Origin of the sequence: Streptomyces sp. NBC_00091 (genome assembly GCF_026343185.1) — a bacterium.
Lineage (GTDB): Bacteria > Actinomycetota > Actinomycetes > Streptomycetales > Streptomycetaceae > Streptomyces.
Map to the genome: position 1 here is coordinate 2,167,911 of NZ_JAPEMA010000001.1, position 12,214 is coordinate 2,180,124.

The following is a 12,214-nucleotide window of genomic DNA, read 5'->3' on the forward strand; positions in this document are numbered from 1 at the left end:
ACAAGTTGAGGTGCAGAACACAACCGCGACCCGTTTGTGCGGCACGCTTCGCTCGTCCCGGTGACTCCGGGCATGGCCTCCGCCGGCCTCGGGGACATACCTCTCGCCGAGAGGCAAGTGCCCACGGCAAGACCGGGAGGAGGACCAGCTCGATGGCGGGGAACGCGCTGGCGGAGTTGCTCAACGACGGAATCCCTCGGCTCTACGCGCCGCGCACCCGCATGCTGCGTCAGGGAGAGGACGGGACCCACCTCCTCGTCCTCACCGGCGGAGTGGCGCGCGTCGTCCTCGGCAAGGAGGACGGCACGGACCTCTGGCTGGCACATCGTGGTCCGGGATGCCTGCTCGGGGACATGTCCGTCCTGAGCGGCGCGGTGCGCAACGCCTCCGTGATCGCGGTCAGTCCATGTACGGCAGTGGTCTTGCACCGTGATCGGTTCCTGCGTCGCGTCGAGAGCGGCGCGCTGGCGTCGCTGCTCTACCGGCAGCTGCTGGCGAGGCAGCACGAGATGGACCTCGCCCACAGCGAGCAGTGGAGCCTGCCCGTGAAGGTCCGGCTTGCCGGCCTCCTCGTCAGACTGGTCGGCCTCTCGGGCTCGCCCCGCATCACCGGCTGGACACAAGCGGACCTCGCCAGAGCCGCAGGGGCCTCACTCAGTGCGATCACGCCAGTCCTGAGGACGCTCACCACGGCGGGAATGGTGCAGGTCAAGCGCCGCCTGATCACGGTCACCGATCTGCCCGCCCTCCGCGCCCTGGCCGCGGCAACCCGCGCCTGACGCCTGCTCCCGTCCGAGTAACCGCCCTCACATTCCGAGTGGCCACTACTGGCCATTCGCCGCCGCCGAGCGCGCGCATGCTCGGAATCCGCCGGGATCGCTACCGGCCCAACCCATCACCTCCAGCAGGAGATTCGCCATGCCCGACCCCTCGCTGAAAAGCATCCCTCTGCCACCGCACCGCGGAGTGCTCGCCGTCGACGCCGTCGCCTTCACCCGGTTGCCGGCCTCGCGACACGCTCCGACGAACGTGCTGATCCACCACGTCATGGGCCGTGCCCTCAGCGCATCCGGCCTGGGTGAGCTGTGGCAGACGAGGCGGTTTCCTGCGGATACCGGCGACGGAGTCGCCTTCGGCTTCGATCCCCGCCTCCTTCCCTTCGTCCTCTGGCCCTTCCTCGACACGCTCGAGGAGGTGCTCGCCCTGCACAACGTCACCTCGTCGGGTCCTCCCATCCGCCTCCGCGCTGCCGTCCACATCGGCCCACTACCGGACTCCGGGCTGCCCGGCGACGGCAACGGGACCGCGCGCAACGACACGCACCGGCTGCTCGACTCCGAGCCCCTCCGACAAGCCCTCGCATGCACCAGCGCGGACTCGACGAACCTGGCGGCGATCATCTCGCAACGTGTCTACGAGGACGTGGTCCTCGGCGGTTACACCGGCCTGAGCCGCCACCGCTGCGTCAAGGTCGATGCCACTGTGGCGAACAAGGGCTTCTCGCAACCGGCGTGGCTCTACGTCCCCCGGCTGTCCGGAAGCCTTCTCCAGACCGGTCTCACCCCGAGCGCCGCACCCCGAACCGAATTCCGCGACCCCAAGAACCCTCCGCCGCGCCCGGCCCAGAGCATCCAGCACGTCGGTTCCGGAGTGGCTTTCGTGGGCGAGGTGTCCGGCGACTTCCGCTACACCGGGGAGCCCCGCCGGTGAGCCAGCACGTCGGGCACGGGGTCGCCATCGAGGGAAACGTCGGACGCGACGTCATCAACAACGTCTACTCGGCCCCCTGCGGCATGTCACCGCGGTCCGCTCCGGCGCCGGACTTCGAGCCCGCACCGGGGCCGCACACCGAATTCGTTGCCGCGCTGGACCGACTGGCACGGGCCTGCGAGCAGATGGCGGCAGAACTCTCGCGCATCTTCCCCGTCCGAGGAGCAGGTTCATGGCATTGATCCGGTTCAACCGCCCCTTCGACAACATCGGCGAGCAGCTCACGTCGCCCGCACGGGAACCCGTCACCCTCGCCGTATCCGTCGCCGGGAGCGTGCTGTTGCTGACGCCGGCGGCAGCCCGGGAATTGCTGTACACACCCGCATCGGACGAAGAGCTGCGCAGCGCCGTCTGGCGGCAGGCCGTTGTGGCCGCACAAGAGGAGACCGCCCCGGACGGTGAACCCTGGCGGCTGTTCGCGGTCTGGCTGACACTCCCCCACCTCTACCGAACGGTATGGAGGGCAGCATCGGCCTTCGGAGCCAGTCACGCCGACCTCCAGGCCGAGGCCGTGCTCGCACTGCTCGAAACCCTGGCAGTCCTCGACCCCGACCAGCCCGCTCCCGGAAGCACTCTGGCCAAGGCTGCGAGCCGCCGGGCATGGGCCCTCGCCCGGCAGTCCGCCAAGGAAACACGCGTCGCGGACATCGCCGCGATCGCGGAAGCCCGTCTCGGACCCGAACCCAGCATCGCGGACCTGGTGCCGGAACACGCCTGGGAGCTGGACATCGACCCCTTGCCCCGCCCGGACGGACTGTGCGCACCACTCCGCTTCACCACCTCGCCCGCCCGGGTCGAAGGCGAGCGGCTGGGTGCGCTGGCCCAGGGACTCGGTCTGCGGGACATCGTCCACCGCGCCCGCCGGCCCGGTGAGGGAACGCTGATCGGAACCCTCTCCCTGCGGCCGGCCGGAGCACACCGATGAGCGAGCGCAAAGGTCCCCCGCTGTCGTTCGCGGAAGCCTTCGACCTCCCCCTGACGATGGATCTGCGTACCGCCGCCCGTGCCTTCGGGGTGTGCCCCGGAACCGCGTACAAGCAGATCCGTCTCGGCAGGTTCCCCTGCCCCGTGCTTCGCCTCGGCCACCGCTACCGCATCCCCACCGCCTGGGTCCTGCGTGCCCTGGGGATCGAGGAGAGGCCCATCTACGCCGTCGACCTGGAAGCGGGCGCCGACCACGCCGCCCGCTCGGAGAATCCCGCCACCCACGAAAGGGAGTACCGCTCATGAGCACCATGACCGAGGCGGCCTCAGCCGCATCCGAGGGCGCCGGCGCCCTCCGCAGCTGCTTCGTCATCGGCCCGATCGGCGACGATCTCGCCGATCACGGCACCCCGGCAGCCGAGGCGTACGAGAACGCTCTCGAGGTGTTCGAGAAGGTGATCCGCCCGGCGTGCGAGCGCTTCGGGATCAACCCCGTCCGGGCTGATCAGATCGTCCGTGCAGGAGAGATCGCCGAGCAGATCTACGTCCGCCTGCGGGACGACGACCTCGTCATCGCCGACGTGAGCCACGGCAACCCCAACGTCATGTACGAGCTGGGCCTGCGCCACGGCGCCGGCAGGCCCGTCATCCAGCTCGGGGAACGCGGCCAGCTGCCCTTCGACATCTCCTCGTTCCGCACCATCCGGTTCAACCGCCGCGAACGGAGCGGCCTCATCGATGCACGCAAGGCCCTGGAGAAGGCCCTGGACGAAGGGATCCACAACGGCTTCGACCTGTCCGCCCCCGCCAGGATCATGCGCGGGATGCAGGCAGCCACCCCGGCCCAGGGAGAGCCGGATGACGAGACCGACCCGGCGGGTGACGAGGCCCCGGGCCTGATCGACCGCTTCGTCGCGATCGAGGAACAGATGGACGCCCTCAACGAAGACACGAACGCGATGAGTGAGGCGCTGGAGCGCATCATGCAGGCCACCCAGGAGTGTGCCCCGGCCATGGAACGGGCCAACCAGCCGGGCTTCCCCCTCAGCGCCCGCCTGCCACTGCTGGTCCAGTACGCATCCGCCCTCAGCGGTCCGGCCAGCGACCTGAAGGACAGCGCGAGGCGCTTCGCCGAGAGGATGGCCGACGTCGACACCGCTGTGCACTCCGCACTGGACTTCCACGAGTCCACCCCCGCGGATGAGCGCAGTGAAGGTGAGAACGAGTTCGTGAGCGGACTACTGGGCACGGCTGAGGGAACGCGCGGGGCCATGGAAGGCATCACGGCCTTCGGCACGGCGATCAACTCGATGATCGGTATGAGCCGGGAGCTGCGCGTCCCGGGCAAGGACATCGCCGCCGCGCTCAAGCTCGTCAGCGGCGTCATCACACGCATCGACACCTGGGAGCAGCGCGCCCGCGCCCTGTCCTAGACGGTCCGCTGTGGGGTCCCGGCCACTGGATGGCCCGGGCCCCACCCACTCATTCCCGCCATCGCCGACAACATCTGCACGGGCGAAGGCGAATGAGGCCGGTGCCCAGCTACGCATGAGGGCGACAGGGCCCAGGAAGCAAAACCGGCAGAGACGGTTCCGGCCGTACGCCCGGAAGCCCGCGAAGCAGCCCCTGCGCCGCGCCGATACTGGGGGCTCCGCCCGCGCAGCCACCGCATCCGAGCCCCTCCACGCCACCCGACGACGAGGACGGTCCGCCGTGAACCACGCTGCCCCAGACGCCTTCACCTCCCTCTACCCCGAGCTCGACGCCGGCGCCCTCACCGCCTTCGCCGCCGCCCTGGAGAGCGGCGACCTCACCGGCCTGCCGCCCGCGCGCGCCGCCGGGGCGCAGGCCGTACGGGCCGCGGCCGTCTTCACCCGGGGCAAGGTGACCGGCGCCTGCGGGGACCTCCTCGACGCCGCGCTCTGGCGGCACACCGGGCCCGGCCCCCGGCCGGCGGTGGTGATGCCCTCGCCGTGGACCGACCTCGGCTGGACCGCGTACGTCGTCCAGGCCGCGGCCTTCGCGGCGCGCGGCTACGACGTCCTCGCCTACACCGCCCGCGGGTTGGGCCGCTCCGAGGGCCAGGCCGACTTCGCCGGGCCGCTGGACGTCGCCGACGGCAGACGGGCCCTGGACCACCTCCTGGAGCGCACCGCCGGCCCGGTCACCAGGATCGGCTTCCTCGGCGTCTCCTACGGCTCCGGCATCGGCCAGCTCGTCGCCGCGCACGACCCCCGGGTCGACGCGGTCGCCGCGCTCAGCACCTGGGGCGACCTCGGCGAGGTCCTCCGTGAGAACTCCACCCGCCGCGCCGCCGCCGTACAGGCCCTCCTCACGACGGCCGGCCGGGCCCACCTGACCCCGGAGACGGAGCGCGCACTGGAGAACGTCCTGGCCAACCGGGACACCGAAGGGAGCCTGCGGTGGGCCCAGCAGCGCTCACCCTTCACCCACGTCAAGGAGCTCAACCGCCGCCGGGTGCCGGTCTTCTTCTCCCACGCCTGGCACGAGACGCTCTTCCCCGCCAACCAGACGCTGCGGCTGTTCGACGAACTCACCGGCCCCAAGCGCCTCGACCTGTCCATCGGCGACCACGGCGGCCCCGAGGCCACGGGCCTGCTGGGACTGCCGAACCGGATCTGGACGGACGCCCACCGCTGGTTCGACCACCACCTGCGCGGCGCCGCCAACGGCATCGACGCCGAGGGCCAGGTGCTCTCCGAGGTGATGTGGACCCGCGCCCTCGAACCCGCCCCCACCTGGCCCTCCCTCACCCGGCACGTCCGCCGGCTGCACCTCACCGGCCACGGGGAACTGGCCGAGGAACCCGAAGCCGGCTGGACGGCGGGCGTGCTGTGCGGGGTGGACACCCCGGCCGCCGTCGCCGACGCGATCGTGGCCTCCGGGTACGCGGAGATGGCCGGCCGCCCGAAGACCTACCCGGCGGGCGCCATCGACCCCACGGTGACGGCCGCCTGGGCCGCGGCCCCCGCCGAAGACACCATCCGCGTACGGGGCATCCCGCGCCTGCGCGTCACGTACCGCGCCGCGAACTCCGGCTCCACCTTCGTCGCGTACCTGCTGGACCTCGCCCCGGACGGCTCGGCGCGCCTGATCACGCACGCCCCGTTCAGCGACCTCGACGCCCCGCCGGACAGCCTGATCAGCGCGGACATCGACCTCCAGGCCACGGCGTACGACATCCCGCGCGGCCACCGCACCCTGCTGGTCGCGACCGCCCGCGACCCCTTCTACGGCGACGCCAACCTGCCCCGCGCCACGCTGGCGTTCACCTCGCCGGAGCCGACGCCGTCTTATGTGGAGCTGCCGCTGGGGTGAGGGCGGGGGAGGTCATGTACGGCCGATTTAGACAAGCGTATTGCACAGCCGTATAGATCCCCGTAGGGTTCCCCATGTCACGTCACGTCAGGCGCTGGGACCGAGGGCCAAAGGGGATCCACCATGAACACCGCCACCCGCTCCGAACTGACCATCGACGGCCGCCGGTTGTCCTACCTCGACTTCGGCGGCACCGGCCGGCCGCTGGTCGCCCTGCACGGCCACCTCTCCGAGGGCGCCACGTTCGCCGAACTCGCCCGGGCCCTGGACCCCGAATGGCGGCTGATCGCCCCCGACCAGCGCGGCCAGGGCGAGTCCGACCGTGCCGCCGACTACTCGCGGGAGGGCTACCTCTCCGACATCGAGGCCCTGCTGGACCACCTGGAGCTGGAGCGCGTCGTCCTGCTCGGCCACTCCCTCGGCGCCATCAACGCCTACCAGTTCGCCGCCCGTCACCCCGAGCGCGTCAGCGCACTCGTCAACGCCGAGGGCCCGGCCGCGTTCGGCCTCGACGGCCCGAACCCCCTGGGCTTCCTGCTGGAGCTGCCCCACGAGGCTCCGACCCGCGAGGCGCTGGTCGCGGGCCTCGGCCCGGCCGCGCCGTACTTCGCCGACCGGCTGCGGGAGAACGCCGACGGCAGCTGGCGCCTGCCCTTCCACCCCCGGGACATGTACGACTCCGAGCACCACGTCCACGGCGACCACTGGGCCGACTGGACGGCCACCACCTGCCCGGCCCTGCTCGTCCACGGCACCAAGGGCGTCATCCCGGCCGGCCAGGCCCACGCGATGGCGGAACGCCGCCCCCACACCACCGCGACCGAACTCGACACCGACCACTTCATCCACACCGCAGCCCCGGACGCCTTCGCGGCGACGGTGGGAGGGTTCCTGGCGGGGGTGTGAGGGGGGGCGGGAAGCGAGGAGGCGCGTCAGATCGCTACGCGCTTCTCGTATCTCAGCGGCTGGCCGCCGTCTGGGGCTGATAGGTGCACCAGACGGCGGCCGGATCGCCTTGCGGGCGCGTCAGGGGGCGATGGGCAGCTGGCGCTTGTGGTCGGTGAGGCGGAAGCGGCTGACGATCGTTTCGAAGGCGCGCTCGTCCACCGGCTTGCCTTCCAGGAAGTCGTCGATGTCGTCGTACGTGACGCCGAGGGCGTCCTCGTCTGCCTTGCCCGGGTCGAGGGTCTCCAGGTCGGCCGTCGGGGTCTTCCACACCAGCTCGGCGGGCGCACCCAGCGCGTCCGCGACGGCGCGCACCCGGCGCTTGGTCAGGCCGGTCAGCGGGACCACGTCCGCTGCCCCGTCGCCGAACTTGGTGAAGAAGCCGGACACCGCCTCGGCCGCGTGGTCGGTACCGACCACCAGACCGGCATACGCACCGGCCACCGCGTACTGGGCGATCATGCGCTGGCGGGCCTTGATGTTGCCGTTCACGAAGTCCTGGTGGTGGGCGTCGCGGAAGCTCACACCTGCGGCCACCGACGCCTCGAGCGCCGCGTCGCTCGCGGGCTTGATGTCCACGGTCAGCACGTGGTCGGCCTGGATGAAGGACAGCGCGAGCTGCGCGTCGTGCTCGTCGGCCTGGATGCCGTAGGGCAGCCGCATCGCATAGAACTGCGCCTCGTGCCCCGCCGCACGGGCCCGCTCGACGGCGAGCTGGCACAGCCGGCCCGTGGTGGTCGAGTCGACACCACCGCTGATGCCGAGTACGAGGGACCGCAGACCCGTGGAGGTCAGCCGCTCGGCGAGGAAGGCCACCCGGCGCTCGATCTCCCGCTCGGCCTCGAAGGTCTCGGCGACCTGGAGTTCCTGGGCGATCTCCTGCTGCAGGGCGATGGACGCCGACTCGCTCACGTCTGCTCCTTGTTCCGGTTCACGATGTGCCGCCCACCCTAGCCCGCGCCACCTACCAGCCCCCAGACAGCGAGATGGAGGAAGCGCGCAGCCATCTGTAGTGCCCAGATACTCCCCACGCCGTGCTGGTCACCTTGTGATGCACCTATCAGCCCAAGACGGCCAGCAGGCGCTGAGATATGAGGAGCGCGTAGCGATCTGACGCGCCCATGCGCTCCTCCCGCCGCCCTGGTCACCATTTGGTGCAGGTATCAGCCCCAGACGGCCGCCGGACGCTGAGAAATGAGAAGCGCGTAGCGATCTGACGCGCCCCCGGGCCCCCGGCCCTGGGCCCTCCCTGGACGGGCCCGGATGCCCGGCGTGGCAAGGAGAAGCCTCTCGCCTCATCCCGGACGAGGCCGCTCCTCCCCTCCTGCCCCGTGACCGTTCTTTTGGGGGCTTCCCGGCAGTCTTTCGGCTTTCCGGGGCGGGACGGGCCGTCAAGGGTGGCCGAAGGCCATCGCGAAGCGACGCGACGAAGGAGCGCCCTTGACGGGCGGGCCCGACACGGAAGGACGATGGGACTGACGGGAAACCCCCAAACCGTCCCTGAGGCCGCCCAGGTGAAACCCCCCTCACCCCGCCGTCTGGGAGCGGACCGCGCCCATGCTGGCCGCGATCACCAGGGCGATCGCGAGCGCGTCGGGCCACGACATCGCCTGCCCCAGGATCAGGAAGCCGGCGGTCGCCGCGATGGCCGGTTCCAGGCTCATCAGGATCGCGAAGGTCGGGGCCGGGAGCCGGCGCAGGGCGAGCAGCTCCAGCGTGTACGGAAGCACCGACGACAGCACCGCCACCCCGAGGCCCAGCGCCAGCGTGCCCGGGACGAGGAGGGCGGAGCCCGCCTCCCTCACGCCCAGCGGGAGCGAGATGACCGCGGCCACCGCCATCGCCAGGGCCAGGCCGTCCGCCTGCGGGAAGCGGCGGCCGGTGCGGGCGCTGAAGACGATGTACGCGGCCCACATCGCACCGGCCCCCACCGCGAAGGCCGCGCCCAGCGGGTCGAGGCCGCCGAGGCCTCCGCCGCCGTGGCCGGCCAGCAGAGCGACACCGGCCAGGGCGAGGCCGGCCCACAGGAGGTTCACCAGGCGGCGGGAGACGATCACGGACAGGGCCAGCGGGCCGAGCACCTCCAGGGTCACGGCGGGGCCCAACGGGATGCGGTCGATGGCCTGGTAGAAGAGGCCGTTCATGCCGGCCATGGCGACGCCGAAGGCGACGACCGTGCCCCAGTCGGCGCGGCTGTAGCCGCGCACCTTGGGCCGGCACAGGAGCAGCAGTACCACCGCGGCGGCCGCGAGTCGCAGGGTGACCACGCCCGCCGCGCCCACCCGGGGCATGACCATCACCGCGAGGGCAGCTCCGAACTGCACCGAGACCCCGGCCGAGACCACCAGCGCGACCGGCCCGAACCGGGCCCCCCGGGCGGGGACGGGGGTGGGGGCGGGGGCCGGAGCGGCAGCGGTGGGCGTCGGGGACGAGGAGGCGGGTGCGGGTGCGGGCATCAATCCAGACTAAGGGGTGCGTAAGGACCGTCCCGGCGTGTTTTGCCTTACACGGGTTCCCCCGTCACCTCCCCCAGCGCCTCCGCGAGGAGCTCCGCCAGGTGCCGGGCCCGGTGGCCGGACAGCTGCGCGATCTGGGTGCGGCAGGAGAACCCGTCGGCGAGGACCGCCGCGTCCGGGTCGGCGGTGCGCAGCGAGGGCAGCAGCTGTTCCTCCGCGCACGCCACGGAGACGGCGTGGTGGCCGGGCTCGAAGCCGAAGTTGCCCGCGAGCCCGCAGCAGCCGCCGCTGAGGGCCCCGGTGAGGCCGGCCCGTTCGCGCAGCCGCCGGTCGGCGGCGTCGCCGAGGACGGCGTGCTGGTGGCAGTGGGTCTGGCCGGCGACGGGCCGGTCGAGGCGGGGCGGGGTCCAGTGGGGGGCGTACTCCTCCAGGGTTTCCGCGAAGGTGCGGACCGCCCCCGCGAGGTGGTGGGCGCGGGGGTCGTCGGGGAGGAGGGCGGGGAGGTCGGTGCGCAGGGCCGCCGCGCAGCTGGGTTCGAGGACCAGCACGGGGTCCCGTACCTCCCCCACGGCGTCCAGGGTGCGCCGGAGAACCGTGCGGGCGCGGTCCAGGCGGCCGGTGGAGACGTACGTCAGCCCGCAGCACACCGGGCGGCGGGTGGGGACGGTGACGGTGAGGCCGGCCGCCTCGAGGACCCGTACCGCGGCGCGGGCGGTCTCGGGGGCCAGGTACTCGCTGAAGGTGTCGGGCCACAGGGTCACGGTGGTCGCACCAGGACCCACCCCGGCCGCCGGCCGACTGCGCCACCAGCGGGTGAACGGGACCGGCGCCAGTGCGGGGAGGGGGCGTTCCCGGGCCAGCCCCGGGATCCGCAGTGCCCGCCCGGCGGCGTTGACGGGACGGGCGGCCCGCAGTGCGGCGATGAGGCGGAGCCAGGCCGGGAGGCCGCCCAGGGTGTAGTGGGCCAGGGGGCGGACACGGCCGGACCAGTGGTGGTGCAGGAACTCCGACTTGTAGGTGGCCATGTCCACGCCCACCGGGCAGTCGCTGCGGCAGCCCTTGCAGCTCAGGCACAGGTCCAGCGCCTCGGCGACCTCCGCCGAGCGCCACCCGTCGGTCAGGATCTCCCCGGCCAGCATCTCGTGCAGCAGCCGGGCCCGGCCGCGCGTGGAGTGCCGCTCCTCCCCCGTGACCCGGTACGACGGGCACATCACCGACGGACCTCCCGGTTCGGTGGACCGGCATTTCGCGACGCCCACGCAGCGGGCCACGTCCCTGCCCAGCGCGGACGCCGCCGGCAGCACCGCGAAGCGGAGGTTCTCGTCGAGCCGCGCCGGCCGGACCAGGATCCCCGGGTTCATGCCTCCGGCCGGGTCCCACACGTCCTTGTACGCGCCGAAGAGCGCGATCACCTCCGGCCCGTACATGCGGGGCAGCAGCTCCGCCCGGGCCTGCCCGTCCCCGTGTTCCCCCGACAGGGAGCCGCCGTGGGCGACGACCAGGTCGGCCAGGTCGCCGGAGAAGGCACGGAAGCGGGCCACGCCGGGCGCCGTCACCAGGTCGAAGTCGATCCGGACGTGTACGCAGCCCTCCCCGAAGTGCCCGTACGGGGTGCCGTGCAGCCCGTACCGGGCCAGCAGGGCCCGGAACTCCCGCAGGTACGCCCCCAGCCGGGCCGGCGGGACCGCGCAGTCCTCCCAGCCCGGCCAGGCCATCCCCCCTTCCGGGGTCCGGGTCGCGGTGCCCGCCGCGTCCTCGCGGATCCGCCACAGGGCCCGCTGCGCGGCGGGCTCCGTCACCAGGACCGCGTCGAGGGCGTCGGCGTCCCGCAGCAGGCGGCGCCCCGCGCCCTCGTCCGGCATCTCCACGAACAGCCAGGCCCCGCCCCTCGGCAGTCCGCCGGCGCCCCGCACCAGGTCCTCGGCCATGCCCTCCACGGTCAGCGGCCCGTATCCCAACAGCCCGGCGGCGGCCTCCGCCGCCGCGCCCTCGTCGGAGTAGCCGAGCACCACGAGCACCGGCGCGGGCGGCAGCTCCACGAGGCGCACCACCGCCTCCGTCACCACGCCGAGGGTGCCCTCGCTGCCGCAGAAGGCCCGGGCGAGCTGCGTACCGCGTTCGGGCAGCAGCGCGTCGAGCCCGCCGTAGCCGGAGATCCGGCGGGAGAAGGATCCGGCCGCGAGCCCGGTGCGGAGTACGGCGAGGTTGCCGTCGACCAGTTCCCGCAGCCCGGCCGGCGCCCCGGTCCAGCCCCGGGAGAGCCGGTGGGCGGCGCCGCCGTACGTGGTGACGGCGAGCTCGGTCACGTTGTCGGCGGTGGTCCCCCAGGCCACCGAGTGGGCCCCGCAGGCGTTGTTGCCGATCATCCCGCCGAGGGTGCAGCGGGAGTGCGTGGACGGGTCGGGCCCGAAGGTCAGCCCGTACGGGCGCACCGCGTCCCGCAGCCGGTCGAGGACCAGCCCGGGCTGGACGACGGCGGTCCGCGCCTCGCGGTCCACGGACACCAGGGCGTTCATGTGCCGGGTGAGGTCGAGCACCACCCCGACCCCGGTGGCCTGCCCGGCGATGGAGGTGCCGCCGCCGCGCGGTACGACGGGCACGCCGGCCTCGGCGCACACGCGCAGCGCGGCCGCCACGTCCTCGGCGTCGCGCGGGGCTACCACGCCGACCGGGACGCGGCGGTAGTTCGAGGCGTCCATGGTCGCCAAGGCCCGTGCGGCGGCGCCGAAGTCCACCTCCCCGCGCAGCTGCGAGCGCAAGGTCCGTTCGAGTTCCCCGGG

At 72.7% G+C, this 12,214-nt stretch carries 11 protein-coding genes; 8 read left to right on the top strand and 3 right to left on the bottom strand.

Annotated elements, in window-relative coordinates; genetic code table 11:
* The first annotated feature begins 152 nt into the window (after positions 1 to 152).
* The 8 genes from OOK34_RS09760 (at position 153) to OOK34_RS09795 (ending at position 6,939) form a co-directional block, all read left to right on the top strand.
* Positions 153 to 779 carry a Crp/Fnr family transcriptional regulator gene (locus tag OOK34_RS09760; protein WP_267033474.1) on the top strand — a complete coding sequence of 209 codons (627 nt, stop codon included), beginning with the start codon at positions 153 to 155 and terminating at the stop codon, positions 777 to 779.
* A gap of 139 nt (positions 780 to 918) precedes the next feature.
* Positions 919 to 1,710, top strand: coding sequence for a hypothetical protein (locus OOK34_RS09765; RefSeq protein WP_267033475.1), 792 nt, complete (start codon positions 919 to 921; stop codon positions 1,708 to 1,710).
* A complete protein-coding gene (locus OOK34_RS09770) occupies positions 1,707 to 1,952 on the top strand; it encodes a hypothetical protein (RefSeq protein WP_267033476.1) in 246 nt (81 codons plus the stop codon). The genes OOK34_RS09765 and OOK34_RS09770 overlap by 4 nt, the downstream gene beginning before the upstream one ends.
* Positions 1,943 to 2,695 (top strand): hypothetical protein, encoded by a 753-nt coding sequence (locus OOK34_RS09775; RefSeq protein WP_267033477.1) that lies wholly within the window; start codon positions 1,943 to 1,945, stop codon positions 2,693 to 2,695. Before OOK34_RS09770 ends, OOK34_RS09775 begins: the two co-directional genes overlap by 10 nt.
* Positions 2,692 to 3,000, top strand: a complete 309-nt coding sequence (locus OOK34_RS09780; protein WP_267033478.1) for a DNA-binding protein — start codon at positions 2,692 to 2,694, stop codon at positions 2,998 to 3,000. The genes OOK34_RS09775 and OOK34_RS09780 overlap by 4 nt, the downstream gene beginning before the upstream one ends.
* Positions 2,997 to 4,127: a hypothetical protein gene (locus tag OOK34_RS09785; protein ID WP_267033479.1), complete on the top strand. Its 1,131-nt coding sequence runs from the start codon at positions 2,997 to 2,999 to the stop codon at positions 4,125 to 4,127. Before OOK34_RS09780 ends, OOK34_RS09785 begins: the two co-directional genes overlap by 4 nt.
* Before the next feature lie 280 nt (positions 4,128 to 4,407).
* Positions 4,408 to 6,033, top strand: coding sequence for an alpha/beta fold hydrolase (locus OOK34_RS09790; RefSeq protein WP_267033480.1), 1,626 nt, complete (start codon positions 4,408 to 4,410; stop codon positions 6,031 to 6,033).
* Positions 6,034 to 6,156: 123 nt separating this feature from the next.
* Entirely contained in the window at positions 6,157 to 6,939 is a 783-nt protein-coding gene (locus tag OOK34_RS09795; RefSeq protein WP_267033481.1) for an alpha/beta fold hydrolase, read from the top strand.
* A gap of 120 nt (positions 6,940 to 7,059) precedes the next feature.
* Here OOK34_RS09795 and nadE read toward each other — a convergent pair whose 3' ends face one another.
* The 3 genes from nadE to OOK34_RS09810 form a co-directional block, all read right to left on the bottom strand.
* The gene (gene nadE / locus OOK34_RS09800) at positions 7,060 to 7,890 is read right to left on the bottom strand and encodes an ammonia-dependent NAD(+) synthetase (protein WP_323183409.1); all 831 of its coding nucleotides are present in this window, start codon (positions 7,888 to 7,890) and stop codon (positions 7,060 to 7,062) included.
* 614 nt (positions 7,891 to 8,504) lie between these two features.
* Entirely contained in the window at positions 8,505 to 9,434 is a 930-nt protein-coding gene (locus OOK34_RS09805) for a DMT family transporter (protein WP_267033482.1), read from the bottom strand.
* A gap of 47 nt (positions 9,435 to 9,481) precedes the next feature.
* The gene (locus tag OOK34_RS09810) at positions 9,482 to 12,133 is read right to left on the bottom strand and encodes an FAD-binding and (Fe-S)-binding domain-containing protein (protein ID WP_267036681.1); all 2,652 of its coding nucleotides are present in this window, start codon (positions 12,131 to 12,133) and stop codon (positions 9,482 to 9,484) included.
* Between the last annotated feature and the right edge of the window lie 81 nt (positions 12,134 to 12,214).